14 protein-coding genes and 1 pseudogene are annotated in these 19377 nt (G+C 72.1%); 8 read left to right on the top strand and 7 right to left on the bottom strand.

What is annotated here, in order from left to right:
• Positions 1-18 precede the first annotated feature (18 nt).
• Positions 19-1188, top strand: a complete 1170-nt coding sequence (locus M2163_RS41970; protein WP_280847615.1) for a lactate 2-monooxygenase — start codon at positions 19-21, stop codon at positions 1186-1188.
• Between the two features lie 34 nt (positions 1189-1222).
• Here the strand turns inward: M2163_RS41970 and M2163_RS41965 are convergent, their stop codons facing one another.
• From M2163_RS41965 to M2163_RS41955, 3 genes are all read right to left on the bottom strand, one after another.
• The gene (locus M2163_RS41965; protein WP_280847616.1) at positions 1223-2839 is read right to left on the bottom strand and encodes an RICIN domain-containing protein; all 1617 of its coding nucleotides are present in this window, start codon (positions 2837-2839) and stop codon (positions 1223-1225) included.
• A gap of 542 nt (positions 2840-3381) precedes the next feature.
• Positions 3382-3759, bottom strand: a complete 378-nt coding sequence (locus tag M2163_RS41960; RefSeq protein ID WP_007386606.1) for a hypothetical protein — start codon at positions 3757-3759, stop codon at positions 3382-3384.
• Between the two features lie 3 nt (positions 3760-3762).
• Positions 3763-4008, bottom strand: coding sequence for a hypothetical protein (locus M2163_RS41955; RefSeq protein ID WP_053852057.1), 246 nt, complete (start codon positions 4006-4008; stop codon positions 3763-3765).
• 143 nt (positions 4009-4151) lie between these two features.
• On the opposite strand from M2163_RS41955, the pseudogene M2163_RS41950 reads away from it, so the two are divergent.
• The 3 genes and pseudogenes from M2163_RS41950 to M2163_RS41940 form a co-directional block, all read left to right on the top strand.
• Positions 4152-4438, top strand: a pseudogene (locus tag M2163_RS41950) (2OG-Fe(II) oxygenase); the annotation flags it as partial.
• Positions 4439-4532: 94 nt separating this feature from the next.
• Complete coding sequence (gene sigJ / locus M2163_RS41945) at positions 4533-5447, top strand: RNA polymerase sigma factor SigJ (RefSeq protein ID WP_280847617.1); 915 nt, start codon at positions 4533-4535, stop codon at positions 5445-5447.
• Positions 5444-6973, top strand: a complete 1530-nt coding sequence (locus tag M2163_RS41940) for a cytochrome bc complex cytochrome b subunit (protein WP_280896657.1) — start codon at positions 5444-5446, stop codon at positions 6971-6973. The genes sigJ and M2163_RS41940 overlap by 4 nt, the downstream gene beginning before the upstream one ends.
• Here the strand turns inward: M2163_RS41940 and M2163_RS41935 are convergent.
• Positions 6918-9161: a glycoside hydrolase family 9 protein gene (locus tag M2163_RS41935; RefSeq protein ID WP_280847618.1), complete on the bottom strand. Its 2244-nt coding sequence runs from the start codon at positions 9159-9161 to the stop codon at positions 6918-6920. The two genes, M2163_RS41940 and M2163_RS41935, sit on opposite strands and share 56 nt — an antisense overlap.
• A 387-nt stretch (positions 9162-9548) precedes the next feature.
• Between M2163_RS41935 and M2163_RS41930 the strand changes: the two genes are divergently transcribed.
• The 3 genes from M2163_RS41930 (at position 9549) to M2163_RS41920 (ending at position 14153) form a co-directional block, all read left to right on the top strand.
• Positions 9549-11930, top strand: a complete 2382-nt coding sequence (locus tag M2163_RS41930) for a SpoIIE family protein phosphatase (protein ID WP_280896656.1) — start codon at positions 9549-9551, stop codon at positions 11928-11930.
• A gap of 187 nt (positions 11931-12117) precedes the next feature.
• Positions 12118-12807, top strand: a complete 690-nt coding sequence (locus M2163_RS41925) for a DUF4232 domain-containing protein (RefSeq protein WP_280896655.1) — start codon at positions 12118-12120, stop codon at positions 12805-12807.
• 89 nt (positions 12808-12896) lie between these two features.
• Positions 12897-14153 (top strand): arsenic transporter, encoded by a 1257-nt coding sequence (locus tag M2163_RS41920; RefSeq protein ID WP_280897400.1) that lies wholly within the window; start codon positions 12897-12899, stop codon positions 14151-14153.
• Positions 14154-14159: 6 nt separating this feature from the next.
• Here M2163_RS41920 and M2163_RS41915 read toward each other — a convergent pair whose 3' ends face one another.
• Entirely contained in the window at positions 14160-16097 is a 1938-nt protein-coding gene (locus M2163_RS41915) for an RICIN domain-containing protein (RefSeq protein ID WP_280896654.1), read from the bottom strand.
• A 368-nt stretch (positions 16098-16465) separates the two neighbouring features.
• Positions 16466-17449 (bottom strand): helix-turn-helix domain-containing protein, encoded by a 984-nt coding sequence (locus tag M2163_RS41910; RefSeq protein WP_280896653.1) that lies wholly within the window; start codon positions 17447-17449, stop codon positions 16466-16468.
• Between the two features lie 73 nt (positions 17450-17522).
• Here M2163_RS41910 and M2163_RS41905 point away from each other — a divergent pair, with 73 nt between their 5' ends.
• A complete protein-coding gene (locus M2163_RS41905; RefSeq protein WP_280896652.1) occupies positions 17523-18323 on the top strand; it encodes a phytanoyl-CoA dioxygenase family protein in 801 nt (266 codons plus the stop codon).
• Positions 18324-18339: 16 nt separating this feature from the next.
• Here the strand turns inward: M2163_RS41905 and M2163_RS41900 are convergent, their stop codons facing one another.
• Positions 18340-19311 carry an aldo/keto reductase gene (locus tag M2163_RS41900; protein WP_280847624.1) on the bottom strand — a complete coding sequence of 324 codons (972 nt, stop codon included), beginning with the start codon at positions 19309-19311 and terminating at the stop codon, positions 18340-18342.
• Positions 19312-19377: the final 66 nt, after the last annotated feature.

The following is a 19377-nucleotide window of genomic DNA, read 5'->3' as shown; positions in this document are numbered from 1 at the left end:
GAGAGGCGGTTGCGGCGGATGGCCAGGCACTGGGCGGACTTCCAGTACGAGATCTATCTGAACGGGATGTCGGGTGCGGTGCCCCGGCTGCCCACCGACCTGACCCGGCTGGAGGAGCTCACCGAGCAGCGCCTCGGCCCGGGACCCGTGGGCTACGTGGCGGGCAGCGCGGGCGACGGCAGTACCGCGCGGGCGAACCGGGCGGCGCTGGAGCGGCGCCGGATCGTCCCGCGCATGCTGCGGGACGTCCACGAACGCGACCTGTCCGTCGAGGTGCTGGGCCGGCCGCTGCCCGCCCCGCTGGCCCTCGCACCGGTCGGCGTCCTGTCGATCATGCACCCGGACGCGGAGCGTGCGGCGGCGCGGGCCGCGGCGGCACAGGGCGTGCCCTACATCCTGTCGTCCGCCGCCAGCACGCCGATGGAGCAGGTCGCCGAGGCGATGGGGGACGCCGAGCGCTGGTTCCAGCTGTACTGGCCGAAGGACCCGCAGGTGGCCCTGAGTTTCCTGCACCGGGCCAAGGCGGCGGGGTACACGGCACTGGTCGTCACCCTGGACACCCCGTTGCTGTCCTGGCGGCCCCGCGATCTCGACCAGGCGTATCTGCCGTTCCTGCACGGGGTGGGCACCGCCAACTACTTCTCCGACCCGGCCTTCCAGGCGGGCCTGGCCAAGCCGGTGCACGAGGATCCGAACGCGGCCGTGCTGCACTTCGTCGGCATGTTCTCCGATCCCGGCAAGACGTGGCCCGACCTCGCGCTGCTCAGGGAGCACTGGGACGGGCCGATCGTCCTCAAGGGCGTCCTGCACCCGGACGACGCCCGCCTCGCCGCCGACGCCGGCATGGACGGGGTCGTGGTCTCCAACCACGGCGGCCGGCAGGTCGCCGGGTCCGTCGCGGCGGCCGACGCGCTGCCGAGGGTGGTGGCGGCGGTCGGCGACCGGCTGACCGTGCTCTTCGACAGCGGTGTCCGCACCGGCGACGACGTCTTCAAGGCCCTGGCGCTCGGCGCCCGCGCGGTGCTCCTCGGCCGTCCGTACGTCTACGGCCTCGGCCTGGACGGACAGGCCGGCGTCGAGCACGTGATCCGCTGCCTGCTCGCCGAGCTGGACCTCACGCTCGCCCTCTCCGGACACGCGAGCCCGGCCACGGTCGGCCCCGACGACCTCGTGGAGGCCCCCTCCTGAGGGGAGGCCACCACGAGATCCACGAGCGGAGTCCCTAGATCCGGTCCGTGAGCTCGGCGGGCCGGGCCTGCGGGCCCTCGCTCCCGGTGACCGACAGCGAGCCGGGACTGGCGCCGGTGGCCGCGTCGGCCAGCCACCGCTGCTGGTCCGAGCCGTCGCGGACCTTGACGACGACGTCGGCACCCGGGTCCTCGGCGGTGGGCGCGAGGGCGAGCCGCTCGTCCCAGCGGGGCAGTAACTCCCCCTGCACGGTGAGGTCGTAGCGCACGTCGTCGGCCCGCTGCGCCTTCTCGTCGGCGCAGGTTCCGAGGACGACCACGCCCGCGTCCTTGTGCGAGTCCAGGCACAGCCCGGGGTTGGCCTCGCTGCGCAGCAGCCCGTCGATGCCGTACGACCACCGCTGTGTCAGGTCGGTCGAGCAGGCGGCGAGTTCGGTGGCCGCGCCCGCCCTCACGGTGCCCCGGATGTCGAGGCAGAGGTCGGCGGCGGCGTTGCGCAGCCGGGTCACCGCCGGTGCGGTGGGCAGTTGGGCGGTGCCCGGGGTGGGGGTGGCGGTGTCCGGGGTCGGGTCTCCTCCGGTGGCGCTGGTGGAGGCGGCCGGGTCGGCACCGCCGTCGTGCGACCACAGGCCGGCCGCGAGCATGGCGGCGAGGAGGCCCGCGGAGGTGAGGCCCACTCCGGTGAGCAGCGTCCGGGACGACCGCAGGCCCCCGCCCTCGCCGGGAGCGCGGCGGCCGGGCGCCGGGATGCGCGCGAGGATGCGGCGGCGTGCCGCGCCGTGCCGGCCGGAACCCCGGCCGCGGGCCGCCGTCGGGGGCGTACGCCCGGCGCGCAGTTCGAGGTAGCGGCGGGCACCCCAGCCCAGCACCGACTCGGCGATCAGGATGCCCAGACCGCCCTCGAAATGGCTCAGTTGTTCCGCGGCGGAACGGCAGTATCGGCACTCCGCGAGATGCTGCTGGACATCCGGCAACAGGGCTCCGCCGCGGCGAATGGGAACGTCGAGGAGGCGGTTGTAGAAGCGGCAGTCCTTCGTCGGCGCGAGTTCCCGATGGGCATGTACACACCCTTCGCGGAATTTTTCACGCGCCTGTTCGAGTGTGGCCGACGCGGTCTCGGTGTCCATGCCGAGGAGCGCGGCGGGCACGGCTATCGACTCCGCCTCCACCTCGGTGTGCCACAGCAGACAGCGGGCGAGTCCGGGAAGGGACTGGAATGAGCGCTCGGCGAGCTTGCGGTTTTCGGGGGTCATGGACTTGGCGGCCCGCATCCCGCGGCCGCCGTTCGGTTTCACCAGGTCCGGCAGAACACCGGTCGTCCGGTCCTCGGCCGTCCACTCCTTGACCGTGTCCCGCACGGCCACGAGGGTTCTGGGGCGCAGCGCGAGGGCCGGTTCGCCGAGCGCGAGCCGGTCCAGGACCTGGTGGAAGGCGGCCGCGGCCACCATGGTGGCGGTCTCGGACGGGGAGGCGAGGCAGATGACCGCGTATTCGTGGGCCGGCTTCCAGTGGCGGGCCATGAGCAGGGCGACGGCCTGGGTGGCCTCGGCGTCGGGGCGGCCCCTGAGGCGGGCGGCGAGATCCTCGTCGGATTCTCCCGAGGCGCCGCCGGGCGGCGGGTAAGGAGGGAGCGGGGGGTGGGGGGTTGGCACTGAGCGGGTTTCCTTCCCACGGACATGGGACTCACAGAAAGTTCCCCTGCCGAAAAGGAGTGCCGAAGGGGCATTCCTTTCGGACGCGAGGGTGGGAAGCACGAATTCGCCGGCGCCCCTCCGACCCGGTTCCCCACGGGACGAATGCGACCCGGCCTTGCCCCCCACACAGGTGGTTCACCCTTGCACAGGTCACTCACGGCCAACAAGGCACCCGGGCAACATCCGCATCACTTTGAAAGATGGTCAGACGAAGTCGCAACTGCGTGCCCTCGCACCGGCTTTCGACATTCCGTGCGCCCCGTGTGAAACCCGCGCACGCGCCGGAGCACCGCGCACGCTCCCCCGGGGCGGTGAGCGGTAGTCCACTGGAGTCGGCCCTTCTCGGAGGCCCCCGCGCGGGACGGCGGCTCTTCCGCGCGACACCCCGGCCGCCGACCCCGTTCCTCCCGCCCTCGGTCGGCGGCCCCGGGGGCGAGGTGGTCGGCGTCCGGCCGGGGCACTCGCGTCCTGCTCGGGACCTTCTGCGCGCCCCGGCCTCCTCAGATCTGCCAGGAGCGCAGCCGGTCGGCCGCGCCGTACACGTCGGTCTTGCCGGAGATCAGATCGCGGGCCAGGTCGACGAGGGCGCCGTAGGGCGGGTCGATGCCGACGCCGCTGACGAACATGTAGGCCACGGCGGTGGCACAGGCGAAGCGGGCGTTGGCCGACGGTAAGGGCTTGAGCAGGGCCAGGGTGTGCAGGAGGGCGGCGGCGCGCCAGGCCGGGTCGGAGTCCACGCCGAGGCGGGGCGGGTCGACGCGGTGCCGGGCGACGGCGGCGACCAGGGCCGAGAAGTCGTTGATCGTGGGCTGGTCTGGCAGGACCTCTTCGTGCCGCTGGAGCAGCCAGGGCACGTCGATGTGGACGACGGAAGCCATCGGTCAGGCGACCCGCCCCGCGCCCTTGGCGGCCGGTTCGTCCTCCGGGAAGGCGGCGGCGAACTCGTCGGCGTGGGCGGAGAAGAAGCGCCGGAACGCCTCCGCGCCCTCCTGAAGGGCCCGGTGCCGGGCGATGTCGGCCGCGGCGGCCTCACGCACGAGGGCCTTCATCGACGTACCGCGCTCCTTGGCGATCTGGCGCAGGTCCTCTAGCTCGCGATCGCTGAACTCCACATTGAGAGCTGGCATGCTCTCAACGGTACCGCGCGGGTACTTGACCGTAAATACGCGCAGCTCGGGGCGGCTGTGGAGCGGTACCGCGAAGGCCCGAGAGCGGTGTCCGACTCCCGCCGGAGGGGCGGTGGGCAGCCTCCCACACTCGAAAACTCTGTCCGCGGCTGCTGCCCGTCGCCCGTGAGCTGGGCGGCCCGGCTCGGACGTCCGGCCCCCTGGCCCGGCTCCCTGGAGGAGTGGCTGGAGCGCTGCCACGCGGCGCGGTGATCGGCCTCGCCGAGCACGGCACCGACTACACGGGCGGCGAGTTCCTGCTGGTCGAGCAGCGGCCCCGAGCGCAGCCCCGGGGCACGGCGACCGTGCTCCCCCGGCGATGCGGCACGGGGTGAGCGTGGCGCGCTCCGGCCGGAGGCACGCGCTGGGGATCGTCTTCCACGACGCGTCCTGGATGAGGCGTGGGTCACATTCGCGAGCCGGATGTCACATTCCGGGGCCGCGGGACCTCGCAGTAGTGAGCGCGCTACCGGGAGGCCACAGGAATGTCCGAGATCCCCGTACCCGACGCCGAGGCGGCGACCGGTGTCTTCGTCGAGCACCGGGAGCTGCTGTTCGGCGTCGTCTACAACATGCTGGGCAGCGTCGCCGACACCGAGGACGTGCTCCAGGACACGTGGTTGTCGTGGTCGCGCCGGGGCCCGGGCGGGGTCGACAACCCCCGTGCCTATCTGGTGCGGATCGCCGTCAATCACGCGCTCCAGCGGCGGGCGGTGGTCAGCCGCCGCCGGGAGACCTATGTCGGCCCGTGGCTGCCCGAGCCCCTGGTCGCCGACGAGGACGGCGCCGACGACCCCGCGCTGCGCACCGAGTCCGTGTCGCTGGCGATGCTGGTGGTCCTGGAGTCGCTGTCCCCGCTGGAACGCGCGGTGTTCGTGCTGCACGAGGTGTTCGGGTACGCGCACACCGAGATCGCGGAGATCCTCGACCGCACCCCGGCCGCCGTACGGCAGGTGGCCCGTCGCGCGCGGGCCCATGTCCATGCCCGCCGTCCGCTGTACGAGGCGCATCCGCGGGTCCGCCGGGAGGCGACCGAGCGGTTCGTGCGGGCCGCGGTGGGCGGCGACATCGCGGAGCTGATGGAGATCCTCGCGCCGGACGTGACGGTGTGGACGGACGGCGGCGGCAACCGCAGGCCCGCGGCGCTGCGCCCGGTGCACGGCCGGGACAAGGCGGTACGGCTGCTCACCGGTTACGCGAAGCGGGGCGGGGCCGGGGCCGGCTCCCTGGAGCTGCGCTACCGCCGGGTCAACGGCGACGACGCGGCCGTGCTGTTCCAGGGCGACGCGCCCTACGCGGTGATCGTCATGGACCTCACCGCGGAGGGCGACCGCGTCTCGGGCCTCTTCGTCGTCAGCAATCCCGACAAGCTCACGCATGTGCAGAAGGAGGAGGCGTGACACGCACGGAACGCCCGGCGGAGCCGGGGAAGGGCGAGCGGCTGTCCGGCTGGCTCGACGGACGGCTCGGCACCCGCACCCTCGGCGCGAAGTACCTGCGCAAGGTCTTCCCGGACCACTGGTCCTTCCTGCTCGGCGAGATCTGCCTCTACAGCTTCGTGGTCCTGATCCTGACCGGCGTGTGGCTCACCCTGTTCTTCCATCCGTCGATGAACGAGGTGACGTACCACGGCAGTTACACGCCCCTGAACGGGGTGCGCATGTCGGAGGCGTACGCGTCGACGCTGGACATCAGCTTCGACGTGCGCGGCGGGCTGCTGATCCGGCAGCTCCACCACTGGTCGGCGCTGATCTTCGTCGCCGCGATGCTCACGCACATGATGCGGCACTTCTTCACCGGCTCGTTCCGCAAGCCGCGCGAGGTCAACTGGATGTTCGGCTGGACGCTGCTGTTCCTGGGCCTGTTCGAGGGCCTCTTCGGCTACTCGCTCCCGGACGACCTGCTGTCGGGCACGGGTCTGAGGTTCGTGTACGGCGCCACCCTGTCGGTGCCGATCGTCGGGACGTATCTCGCGCTGTTCCTGTTCGGCGGCGAGTTCCCCGGCCATGACATCGTGGCCCGCTTCTACTCGCTGCACATCCTGGTGATCCCCGGCATCATGGCGGCTCTGGTGGTGGCCCACCTGATCCTCGTCGTGTACCACAAGCACACCCAGTTCGCGGGCCCGGGGAAGACCGAACGCAACGTGGTCGGCACCCCGTTCTTCCCGGTGTACCTGGCGAAGGCGGGCGGCTTCTTCTTCCTGGTCTTCGGGACGCTCACCCTCATCGCGGCCGTGGCCTCGATCAACCCCGTCTGGTCGTACGGCCCTTACCGTGCCGACCAGGTGTCCACCGGCGCCCAGCCGGACTGGTACCTGGGGTTCGCGGAGGGGCTGGTGCGGGTGATGCCGGGCTGGGAGATCACCCTGTGGGGGCACACGCTGATCCTCGGAGTGCTCGTCCCGGTCGTGGTCTTCCCGCTCCTGCTGCTCTTCATCGGTGTCTACCCGTTCCTGGAGGCCAGGTTCACCAAGGACAGGCGGGAACACCATCTGCTGGACCGCCCGCGCAACCGTCCGGTCCGCACGGCGATCGGCACCTCCTGGATCAGCCTGTATCTGATCCTGCTGGCCGGGGGCGGCAACGACATCGTGGCGACCCGGCTCCACCTGTCGATCAACACCGTCACCTGGGCGGTACGGATCGGGATGTTCGTCGTCCCGGTGGTCGTCTTCGTCGCCACCCGGCGGATCTGCCTCGGCCTCCAGCTCCGGGACCGCGAGCTGGTGTTGCACGGCCGGGAGACCGGGGTGATCAAGCGGCTGCCGCACGGTGAGTACGTGGAGGTGCACCAGCCGCTCGATCAGGCCCGGCTCCACACGCTCACCGCGCACGAACGGCCCGGTGAGCTGGTGGAGCATGCGCGGGTCAGCCTTGATCCGCCACGAAGGACGCCATCCGGGTCAGGGCCGAGTTCCAGTTGATGGTGTGCTCGTTGGTCGACCAGGACTGGATGTCGTCGATGTAGCAGAACTGGCCGACGCAGCCCTGGAGTTTGCTCTGTGCGTAGGGGTCCTGGATGCCCGAGTTCGGCCCGCCCGCAAGGGTGCCCTTCGGCGGGTTCGGCATGTTCGGGTCGAGCTGGTGGGCGTACCAACGGGCGTGCTGGTTCTGGGAGTTGACCTCGCCGTAGCCGGTCACGTACGAGATGTTCAGGGCGTTGCGGCCGAAGATGTAGTCGATGCCCTGGAGAGCGCCGTCCCGGTACTTCGAGGCGCCGGTGATGTCGTAGGCGGTGGCGATGACGATCCCGTTGTGCAGGATCTGGTGATTGGAGCCCCAGTCGTAGAGGTTGCCCTCGGGGGCGTACGGCATGCCGTAGGGGTGGGCCTTCAGGGTGGCCAGGTAGCCGTCGGCGCCCTTGACCACCGACTGGCGGACCTTGTCGCGGCCGGGCAGCTTGCTGGGCACGGTCGCCAGGTCCAGCCGGGCGGCCGCGGCCGTGCGGGCCCAGTCGTAGCCGACGGGACTGAAGATGTCGGCGGTGTGCACCGGCGAGGCGAGCACACGGTCCTGGAAGGCCTTCTCCCCCGTGGTGAGGTACAGCTCGGCGGCGGCCCAGTAGAACTCGTCGGTGACGTTGTTGTCGGCGTAGGTGCCGCCTCCGGTGCCGTCGCTCTCCGAGGCGTACAGGTCGGGGTGGGCGAGCGCGGCGGTCCAGGCCTTGCGGGCCGCCGCGAGGGCCTTCGCCGCGAACGCCTTGTCGTACGGCTTGTACAGACGGGCGGCCTGCGCGGCCGTCGCGGCGAGGTTCAGGGTGGCCGCGGTGGACGGCGGGTGCAGTTCGCGCTTCTGCGGGTCGTCGCTCGGCAGCAGCGGCAGACCGGTCCACTGCTCGTCGTGGATCTTGTGGTGGGCCATCCCGGCCAGCGGCTGCCCGTCCGGCACCTGCATCTTGAGCAGGAAGTCCAGCTCCCAGCGGGCCTCGTCGAGGATGTCCGGGACCTTGTTGCCGCTCTCGGGGATGGCGAGGGTGCCGTCGCCGAGCCTGGCGGGCTGCCCGGTGCGGGCCAGCAGTTCGCGTTCGTAGGTGCTCAGCACCTCCCAGGTGGAGATGCCGCCGTTGACGACGTACTTGCCGTGGTCGCCGGCGTCGTACCAGCCGCCGGTGACGTCGAGGGTGTAGTCGCACACGCCGGGCTGGCAGGGCACGTTCTTGTCACCCTGGTTGGGGGCCACGTTCACGTGCCCCGCGGCGCGGCCGTAGCCCGGGCGCAGGTCGTCGCGGATGGCGATGCCGCTGCGCTGGGTGTAGTAGTACTTCGCCGCGTCGAGGCGGAGCTGCTCGTAGGCGCCCGTGCCGATATCGAAGGGGCGGCTGGTCTCGCCGTCCGCGACCAGGGTGAGGCCCTCGCCGCGCTTCTTGTAGGCCCCGAAGTCGATGGAGTGGACGTTCTGCCCGGAGGAGGCGTCGACGCCCCGGGGCACGGTCGAGCCGTGGGCGACGACGGCACCGGAGGCGTTCTTGAGCTGCCAGGGCAGCTTGGTCGTGGCGTCCGTGACCAGAGTGGCGTTCTTCGGTCCGGCAGGCAGATAGGCGACCTGGTTGACCCGCACCCGCGGTCCGGTGTCGGGCTCGTACACCTCGGGCGGGACCCCGCCCAGCAGGGAGGCGTCGTCCATGCAGAAGCGGAACGGGTCGGCGCCGCCGCCGAGCTGGAAACCGACCTGGCCCTGGGCGGTGTCGACGGGCGAGGTGAAGGTGTACGAGTAGGAGTTCCCGGACACGCTCAACTGCGGGCTCACCTCGAAGTAGGTGTCGTAGGGCGCCACTTGCAGCCCCACGATCGCGCGCACGACATTCCCTTCGGGCGAGCCCTTCGCGGTGAAGGAGAACTTGTACGACTCGCCCTTCACCAGGGTGACGTCGTTCTGGCCGACGGCGGCGTCCCAGCGGTTGGCGGTGCCGCCGGGCACGTCCGCGCACAACTGTCCGTCGGACACGGCCGCGGTGACGTTGCTGGTGGTCCACCAGGGCTCGACGGCGGTGTCGAAGGTGCCGTTCCTGAGCTGCTCGACCTCCTCGGCGGCGGCCGGGGAGACGGGCGCGGCCACAAGTGCCGCGCCCAGCAGAGCGGTCAGGGACAACAGGGCGGTTCTGCGTCTGTTCACGTCCGGGCTCCTCGGGGAGGTACGGGCCGCGCCCACTATGGGAGCGCTCCCAACTGAGGGTCGCAGGCCATGTTTGTTGCAGTCATGACACCCCGTCAACGGTCCGGACGGGACGGGTTTTCCGTCCGGACCGCCGTCGGCCCGGTTCAGGTACCCGGCACCACCATCTCGGCGATGCGCACCGCGCCCCGGGTCTCGGCCGTCAAGGTGCGGTCGTGGGCTTCTGTCCCCCCATGTCACCTCGGCCGGATTTACGCCTTGACGGCGGTCCGTCCGGGGATGGGGCGTGCGCAGGGGTTCGCCGTTCGTGCGCGGGCACGACGCACTACGCTTGGAACCCAAGTGACGTGTCTGTTCACTGAGAGTGCGCGCAATGGAGTGGCGACGATGACCCTCGTGTACCCGTTCGACGACGCGGCGACGGCGCGGGCCGTCGTCGGTGAGGACGGCACGCTGGTCGCGTGGAACGCCGGCGCGCAGCGGCTGCTGGGCTGGTCGCCCGCCGAGGTCGTGGGCAGACCGGCGGCGAACCTCCTGGTCGGCCAAGGCGGTGAGCTGCCCGACGGGCCCGTCGGCGCCCGCTGGGACGGCACCCTCACCCTGTGCCACCGCGACGGCACGGCCGTGACGGTGTGGCTGCTCGCCCACCACCAGAACTCCTCGGACGGCGGCCCCGGGCATTGGCTCGTGGTCACCCCGCTGGAGCCGGGCGGTCCCCGCTCCCCCGACGACCCGCTGGGCACGGCCGTACTGACCCAATCGCCCTGTGCCGTCGCCGTCTACGACGACGAGCTGCGGCTGCGCCGGATCAACGACGCGATGGCGGACGTGATCGGGCTGCCCGAGAAGCGGATCCAGGGCCTGAGACTCTCCGAGATCGGCGGCAAGCGGCAGAGCGAGGAGCTGGAGGAGCACCTGCTGCACGTGCTCACCACCGGCCGGGCGAAAGACGTGCAGACGTACATGCGCACCGGCGGCGAGGACAGCGCGCACGCCTGGCTGGCCCGGATGGCGCCGATCACCGACCCGGCGGGCCGGGTGCGCGGTGTGTGCCTGGCCGCCCACGACTTCACCGACCTCTTCCTCGCCCGGGAGCGGCTCCAGCTGGTCAACGAGGCGAGCGTACGCATCGGCACCACCCTCGACGTCACCCGCACGGCCCAGGAACTGGCCGACGTGTGCATTCCGGCACTCGGTGACTTCGTCAGCATCGACCTGCTGGACCCGCAGGAGAACGGCGAGCCACCGGCGAGGCTCGCACCGCCCGTCGAGCTGCGCCGCGCCGCCCACCAGTCCGTCGAACCCGGCAATCCGCTGGCGGTGGTCAAGCCGGGACACACGGAGGTGTACCCCGCCTCCTCACCGCAGGCCGACTCGCTGACGGCGGGCCGGACCATCGTGGCCACGGTCGCCTCCGGACACCTGGACGAGTGGCTCACCTGGAACAGGACACGTGCCGAGCGGGTCAAGGAGTACGGCGTCCACTCCACGATGTCCGTGCCCATCCAGGCCCGCGGCCAGACCCTCGGGGTCGCCGTCCTCACCCGGTACCGGCGGCCCGACCCCTTCACCCCGGACGACGTGCTGCTGGCCGAGGAGATCACCGCGCGCGCCGCGATCTGCATCGACAACGCCCGCCGCTTCTCCCGCGAGCGCGAGACGGCCCTGGCCCTCCAGCGCAGTCTGCTGCCCCGCTCCCTGCCCCGCACGGCCGCCGTGCAGGCCGCCTCCCGCTATCTCCCGGCCGCCCGGGCCGGGGTGGGCGGCGACTGGTTCGACGTGATCCCCCTGTCGGGCATGCGGGTCGCGATGGTCGTCGGGGACGTGGTCGGGCACGGCATCCAGGCCTCGGCGACGATGGGCCGGCTGCGCACCGCCGTCCGCACCCTCGCCGACATCGACCTGGCCCCCGACGAGCTGCTCACCCACCTCGACGACCTCGTCGTACGGCTGTCCGCGGAGGCCGGCGGTGAGGGCAGCCCCGGCGAGGTCGGGGCCACCTGTCTGTACGCGGTGTACGACCCGGTGTCGCGGCGCTGCACGCTGGCCCGGGCGGGGCATCCGGCACCCGTGATGCTGACACCGGGCGGGCAGGCGCGCCAGGTGGACCTGCCCGCGGGGCCGCCGCTTGGCCTGGGCGGGCTGCCGTTCGAGTCCGCCGAGCTCGCGCTGCCCGAGGGGACCCTGCTGTCCCTGTTCACGGACGGGCTGATCGAGTCCCGGGAGCGGGACGTGGACGCCAGTCACGCGATGCTGTGCGAGGCCCTGGCCATGCCCGCCGACTCCCTGGAGGAGAGCTGCGACCGGGTGCTGCACGCGCTGCTGCCGCCCGGCGGCTCCACGGACGACGTGGCCCTGCTGCTGGCCCGCACCCTGGGCCTGCCCGCCTCCCAGGTGGCGACCTGGGACATCCCCGCCGACCCCTCGCTGGTGGCGCCCGTGCGCAAGCAGGTCGTGGAGCAGCTCGCCCGCTGGGACCTGAGCGAGGCGTCGTTCACGGCGGAGCTGGTGACGAGCGAGCTGGTGACGAACGCCATCCGCTACGGCGCCCGCCCCATCCGGCTGCGTCTCATCCATGACGCGACCACGCTGATATGCGAAGTGTCCGACACCAACCACACCGCCCCGCACCTGCGGCGCGCCAAGACCTGGGACGAGGGGGGCCGGGGGCTGCTCCTGGTCGCCCAGCTCACCCAGCGCTGGGGCAGCAGGCACACGGCCGACGGCAAGACCATCTGGGCGGAGATCGGGCTCCTCGACCTGGAATGAGCCGCGCCCGCGACGGCACGCGTACCGACCGGCGCGGCCGGGTACGCACCTGGAGCGCCCGCCGTGGGGCGGCCGCCCCCGTCACGGTGGCCGTCGGCCGACTTTCCGGCCATGCACATCGGAGCCAGGTGACGGGGCACAAGGTCCCGTACGCGCGCGTGCCCGAGATCTCCGGGAGTGTGGAGACATGACGAACAGGTTGCTGGGTGGACGGCGGGCGGCACTGCTCGCGAGTTCGGTCGCACTGCTCGGCCTGCTGGCGGGCTGCGGGAGTGGCGACGACGGCTCGGCGAGCGCCTCGCCCACGGAGTCCGGCACGGCGGCCCCGGCGACGGGCACCACCACACCGTCCGCCTCCGTGCCCGCGTCCGGGGACGCGAGCGGCGCGCCGAGCGGGGTCCCCACCGACGCGGTCAGCAACTCCCGCACCCCGTCCGCGCCGCAGTCCCCGGCCGGCGGGACCCGGTGCCACACCGCCGAGCTCAGCGCGTCCGTCGGCCGCAACAACCCGGGCGCGGGGCAGGAGAACTTCCCGGTCGTGCTGACGAACACGTCGAGCCGCACCTGCACGCTGCACGGCTACCCGGGCACCGCCTTCGTCGACGCCTCCGGCAGGCAGCTGGGCCCCGACCCCGAGCGGTCCTCGGGCGATCCGCAGACGGTGCGGCTGGCACCGGGCCGCAGCGCCTGGGCCGGCCTGTCCTTCGCGAACCCCGAGGTCAGCGGGGCGGGCACCGCCACCCCTGCCGCCCTTCTGGTGACCCCGCCGGACGAGGAGGACCCGCTGAAGGTGACCTGGAAGGGCGGCGAGGTCCCGGTGTCCGGCACCGAGTCGTCGGTGCGGCTCATCCCCTTCAGCCCGGGCACCGGGGCCTGAACAGCCGGGGGCGGGGGCCCGGAGAGAGTTCTTACCCTGGCCTGGTTTCATGACCTGGCACGTCTGCCCGCCCCTTTGAAGGAACCGCCCTGAACACCCCGCTCGCCGAAACCCTGTCCGTCTCCCTGCTCGTCGCCGTACTCGTCTGGGCGGTCCTACGCCCCTTCGGCTGGCCGGAGGCCGTGGTCGCGGTCCCGGCGGCGGGGCTCGCGGTCGTGACCGGGGCGATCTCCCCGGAGCACGCGTGGGCGGAGGCCGAGCGGCTGGGGCCGGTGGTCGGGTTCCTGGCCGCGGTACTGGTGCTCGCCCACTTCTGTGACGTCGAGGGGCTGTTCCACGCCTGCGGGGCCTGGCTGGCGCGGCGGTCGGCCGGTTCGCCGGGGCGGCTGCTGACCGGTGTGTTCGGGCTGGCCTCGGCGATCACGGCGGTGCTGAGCCTGGACGCCACCGTGGTGCTGCTCACGCCCGTGGTGCTGGTCACCGCCTCCCGGATGGGGGCCCGTGCGAAGCCGCACGTCTACGCGTGCGCGCACCTGTCGAACACGGCCTCCCTGCTGCTGCCGGTGTCGAATCTCACGAACCTGCTGGCCTTCGAGGCGAGCGGGGTGAGCTTCACCCGGTTCGCGCTGCTGATGACACTGCCCTGGCTGGCGGCGATCGCCGTCGAGTACGTCGTGTTCCGGCGCTTCTTCGCAAGCGACCTCACCGTCGTCGACCACTCCCCCGAGCCCGCCGAGGAACCCGCGCTGCCGCTGTTCGCGCTGGTCACCGTCGGGTGCACGCTGGCCGGATTCGTGGTGGCCTCCGCGTTCGGCGTCGATCCCGCCTGGGTCGCCTGTGCCGGGGCGCTCGTGCTGGCGGGCCGCGCCCTCGTCCGGCGGCAGGCGAGCCCCGTCTCGGTGGTGCGGGCGGCGGCTCCGGCCTTCCTGGCGTTCGTGCTCGCCCTCGGCGTCGTGGTGCGCGCGGTCGTCGACAACGGGCTCGCCGACGCCCTGCACCACGTCCTGCCGGACGGGATGGGCCTCCTCGCGCTGCTGGGGATCGCCGCGCTGGCCGCCGTCCTGGCGAACCTGATCAACAACCTGCCCGCCGTCCTGGTCCTGCTGCCGCTCACCGCGGCGGCCGGGCCCGGCGCGGTCCTCGCGGTGCTGCTCGGGGTGAACATCGGCCCGAACCTGACCTACGCCGGGTCCCTCGCCACGCTGCTGTGGCGGCGCATCCTGCACCGCGACGACCACGAGGTGGGGCTCGGGGAGTTCACCCGGCTCGGCCTGCTGACCGTGCCGACCGCGCTCGTGGCCGCGGTGGTGGCCCTGTGGGGCTCGCTCCAGCTCGTCGGAGCCTGAGCGGGGTCAGCGCCCGCCGCCCCAGCCGCCGCTTCCGTACCCGTAGCCACCGCCGTACCCGTAGCCACCCCCAGAGCCGTAACCGCCGCCGTAGCCGGATCCGCCACCGCTCTGATCGCCCCAGGAGCAGGAGTAGGGATCGGTGGAGCACTGGTCTCCGGGGTACGTGCTCGACGGGGTCGGGGTGGCCGTCGGTGTGGCGGTCGCCGTCGGGGTCGGGGTGGGCGTCCTGGACGGCGCGGGGGCGGACTTCGGGGTCGGCGTGGCGCTGCTGTCCGCGTCCCAGTTGACCGCCTCCATCTGCGGGTCGGTCCTGGAGGTGTCGAACACCCAGCGCTGGGCGGGGCCGTCCTCGCGGTTCTTCAGGACCAGCGCGCCGGATCCGTCGGTGGCGGCGGGCGCCAGCGCGAGGTCCTGGTTCCAGCGCGGTACGAGGGTGCCCTGGAGGGTGAAGTCGTAGCGGATGTCCTTGGCGTCGGGTGCGGTGGCGCCCGTGCAGGTCGCGAGCCGCACCGAGAACCCGAGGCGGGAGTCCAGGCACAGGTCGGGGTCGGCGGCGCTGCGCAGCAGCCCGTCGGTCTCGTACGTCCACTGCTGGTCCTGGGACGCGGAGCACTCGGCGAGTTCGGTCTCGGCGCCCCGGGCGAGCTCCTTGCCGACGACACCGACGCACCGTCCGGACTCGACGTTGTGCAGACGGCCGCGCAGGTCGCCCCGGCGCGCCTCGCTCGCCCCGGCCCACGACGGGTCGCTGGTCGCGGAGGCGGTGTCGGAGCCGGGCGCCTCGGACGGGGTGGCGTCGGCCGGACCGCTGTCGTCCGAGTGGAAGGAGGACCACATGACGAGGGGAAGGACGACGAGCCCGCTCACCGTCAGGACGGCCGCGGCGAGGTTGCGGCGCGAGGTGCGGCGGGCGGCCTTGTGGGCCGAGCGGCGGGAGGCGGAGCGGGCACCGGCGCGATGACCGGGGGCGGCGGGCGCCGGGTCGGCGGGCACGGGACCGGGGGCGATGTCCTGGCCCGGGGTGGGGAAGGGCATCGGTGTGCCGAAGGCCTCGGCCACGAACGGCCGTGCCGGGGCGTGCTGTCGGGCCTCGTGCGCCGTGTCCGTGTCGTCGACACTCAGCCGTGCCTGCACATAGGCGGCGGCACCCCAGCCGAGCACGGCCTCGGCGAGAGCGAGACCGAGCTGCCCGTTGAACTGGTGCAGTTGGTCGGCGGTGTGCATGCAGTGCCGGCACCGCTCCAGGTGCTCGCGCAGATCGGGGTCGAGGTCTGCGCCGCCACGCCGGTAGGTCACGTCGAGCAGCCGCAGATAGTGCCGGCACTCCTGCTCGGGGGCGAGCTCGCGGTGGACCTGGAGGCATTCCTCGCGCAACCGCTCGCGAGCCCGGCGGAGTTCGACGCGGGCGTCCTCGTCGTCCAGGCCGAGAAGGCCCGCGGGGACGCCGATCGGCTCGGCCTCCACCTCGGTGTGCCACAGCAGGCAGCGGGCGGACTGCTGAAGCCTCTGGAAGGCGCCGGACAGCAGCCGTCGCTCGGCGGGGGGCAGCAGACGGGCCGCGGCTCGGCCGCCGCCCGCCTCGGTTCTCAGCTCGGGGTGGAGCATCTCCCGGCGGCCGTCGGAGTCCCACTCGGCCGCGATCCGGCGGACGGTGACGAGCAGATGGGGCCGCCACGCGGCGGTGGGTCCGGTGTGGCGCAGGGACTCGCCGAAGAGCCGGGTGAACGCGGCCGTGGTGAGCATGCCCGCGGGACGGGGACCGTCGGTGCACAGCCGCGCGTAGGCGAAGGCGGCTTCCCAGTGCCGGTCGAGGAGTTCACCGACGGGCTGCAGGGCCGGCGTCGTGCCGCTCCACTTCTTGAGCTCGGCGCTCAGCTGTTCGTCCGTGACGTCGTACGGGCGAACCGGAGACGGGGAATTCGACAGGCCTGCATCCTTCACGGCGGCATTTCCTCCCGAGGGCATGCTGCATTGCATTAAGTCCATACCAATGGGTGCGTCCGCCTGGGACAGCTCTTTTGAAGCATGAGGGGCGTACGGAGCGGGTCAAGAGCACACAGGGGGAATATGCATTGTCTGTGCGCCGACAAGGCACACCTTTGCACAGGTCAGGGACGTCGAACAAGTGATCTCGCGGTTTTGCGCTTCCCGTTCTCCCCGCATAGATAGACGATTCGTCAACACCGAAGCGCCGAGGAATGCCGCTGGGGTGATTCCGTATTTGGAAACAGGACCCAGTTAACTCCGCGAAGGGATCCAGGGAACCATTGAACGTCCACTACACAGCGCGTCCCGGCGGTCCCGCGATGTCATGGTCCAACCATTGGGCCCGCGGCCCGGTAGGCCCCGGGCGGTGTGCCGTAGCGGTCGCGGAAGACGCGGTTGAAGTGGAAGGGGCTGGCGAAACCCGAAGCGGCCGCGACACGTTCCACGGACAGGTCGGTGCTCTCCAGCAGCCGGGCGGCGTGTTGCAGCCGGGCCTCGCGCAGCGCCCGCATGGGCGAGCGGCCGAGCTGCCGGGTGAAGAGGTGGGCGAACCGGGACGGTGACAGCGAGACCTGCCCGGCGAGCGACCGGACCGTGTGCGGGGCGCCGGGGTCCGCCGCGATCAGCTCCTGCGCGCGCTGGACCCGGGGGTCGATCCCGGTCCCGGTCCGGGTCGCGTGCGCGGAGCCGGCGGCGAGCAGGACGACCTCCTCCAGTGCGCCCAGGGCGAGTTCGCGTGCGGTGCTGCCGTGCGCCACGGCGACGGCGACGGCGACGCGGTCGCCGGGCGCGGCCGGGGCGGGCGGGGTGCCCGTACCGGTCCAGCGGGCGTCGGCGAGCATCCGGCGAAAGGCGGCATCGATCCGGGCGTGCGGCCCGCCGTCGGCGGGATCCGCGCGGTCCACGGAATCCGGGGCGCCCGGGGGGCCAGGGCGGGCGGGGGTGATGACGTACAGACCGTCTCCCCTGCCGTACGGCTTCAGCCAGGCGGTCCAGGACGGTCTGGCTGCGCAGTGCGCCCACCAGAACTCCCAGTGCTCGGCGCCCTGTCGGACGCCGTAGCGGTGCGGGGTGCCGGGGGCGAGCACCACCAGGTCCCCGGCGTCCGCGACGGTCTCGGTCCGTCCCTGGCGCAGGGTGCCCCGGCCGTGCACCGTCCAGGTGAACAGCCAGCTGTCGGCGCCGCCCGGTCGGTGCATGGTGTAGCCCGGGAGTTCGTCGTAGCGGCCGACGACCACGAGACCCGGCGGTGGCCCGGGGTCCGCGGACGCAGTCGTCTCGGGCAATCCGTGGGCGGTCACGGGCATCCTCCTCGCACGGGCTGCGGCCTAGCGTGACGAGTGGAACACATCCGACCAGGGACGACCAGGGAGTGACCGGATGACAGTCACGGGCATCGAGACAGGGCTCCGGCAGTTCGAGGAGGACGGCTTCACGGTCGTCCGCGGGCTGTTCGCACGCCACGAGATCGACCGGCTGTGCGGGCGGTTCACGGCGCTGCACGCGGGCGGTCCGGTGCCGGGGCACTTCGAGCCGAGTGCACCGGGCGAGTCGACGGATCCGCTGCGGAGGTATCCGCGTGTGATGCAGCCGCACGAGATCGACGACCTGGCGCTGCGGTTCCTGCTGGACGAGCGGCTGCGGGAGGTGCTGGAGTCGCTGCTCGGGGAGGAGGTGCTGGCCGCGCAGAGCATGTTCTACTTCAAGCCGCCGGGCGCGCGGGGGCAGGCGCTGCACCAGGACAACTTCTATCTGCGGGTCGAGCCGGGCACCTGCGTCGCGGCCTGGGTGGCCTGCGACGAGATCGACCGGGACAACGGAGGCCTCGAAGTGGTCCCGGGCACGCACCGGATGGACCTGTTCTGTCCCGAACTCGCGGACTCCGCGGTGTCGTTCGCACGGGAGTACGTGGCACCGCCTCCGGGGCTCGCCGCGGTTCCCGTCGACATGGCGCCGGGGGACGTCCTGTTCTTCAACGGCAGCCTGGTGCACGGCTCGCAGCCGAACCGTACGGCGGACCGCTTCCGGCGCTCGTTCATCGGGCACTACGTGGGGGCTTCGACCGAGCGGATCGGGCACTACTACCGGACGTTGTCGATGAGCGGCGCGCGGGTCCCGTTGCCGGAGAGCGAGGGGGCCGGTCCGTGCGGTACGGAGTTCGCACCGCACGGACCGCACTAGCAGGCTGCGACCGGACTCAGCTGTGGCCGACGACGGGGCGGGCCGTGTACGGCCGCTCCAGTTCCTCGATCTCCTTGTCGCTGAGCTCCAGTTCGACCGCTGCGACCGCGTCCTCGATGTGGTGCGGCTTGCCCGCGCCCACGATCGGGGCCGCCACCGTGTCCTGGGCGAGCAGCCAGGCGAGGGCCACCTGGGCGCGGGGGACGCCCCGGTCGCCGGCGATGCGGGTGACGGCCTCCACGATGGAGCGGTCGCCCTCCTGGTAGAGGCGGCTGCCGAAGTCGTCGGTGGAGCTCCGGTCGGTGACCGTGCCCCAGTCCCGGGTCAGGCGGCCGCGGGCCAGCGGGCTCCACGGCAGGGCGCTGACGCCCTGGTCGGCGCAGAGCGGCAGCATCTCGCGCTCCTCCTCGCGGTAGAGGAGGTTGTAGTGGTTCTGCATGGACACGAACTTGGTCCAGCCGTGCCGCTCGGCGGTGTACTGCATCTTGGAGAACTGCCAGGCGTACATCGAACTGGCCCCGAGATAGCGCACCTTGCCCGCCTTCACCAGGTCGTGCAGCGCCTCCATCGTCTCCTCGACCGGGGTGCGGGGGTCGAAGCGGTGGATCTGGTACAGGTCGACGTAGTCGGTGCCCAGGCGCCTGAGGCTGTGGTCGATCTCCGCCATGATCGCCTTGCGGGAGAGCCCCGCGGCGTTCTGCCCGGACCGCGTCCGGCCGTGCACCTTGGTCGCGAGCACGATCTCGTCGCGGTTGGCGAAGTCCGCGAGGGCCTTTCCGACGATCTCCTCGCTGGTGCCGTCGGAGTAGACGTTCGCGGTGTCGAAGAAGTTGATACCGGCGTCCAGCGCCTGCCGTATCAGGGGCCGCGACGCCTCCTCGTCGAGGGTCCACTCGTGCACGCCGCGGTCCGGCAGGCCGTAGGACATGCAGCCCAGACAGATCCGCGAGACGTCCAGGCCCGTCGAACCGAGCTTCACGTACTGCATCGTTGCTGCTCCTGCCTTCGAGAGGGGTCCGAAGGGGAGCGTACGGCGTCGCGGGCGATCAAGGTC

Origin of the sequence: Streptomyces sp. SAI-135 (assembly GCF_029893805.1) — a bacterium.
Classification (GTDB): domain Bacteria; phylum Actinomycetota; class Actinomycetes; order Streptomycetales; family Streptomycetaceae; genus Streptomyces.
Note: the sequence above shows the minus strand (reverse complement) of the source record. Positions and strands in the feature narration are given on the sequence as shown.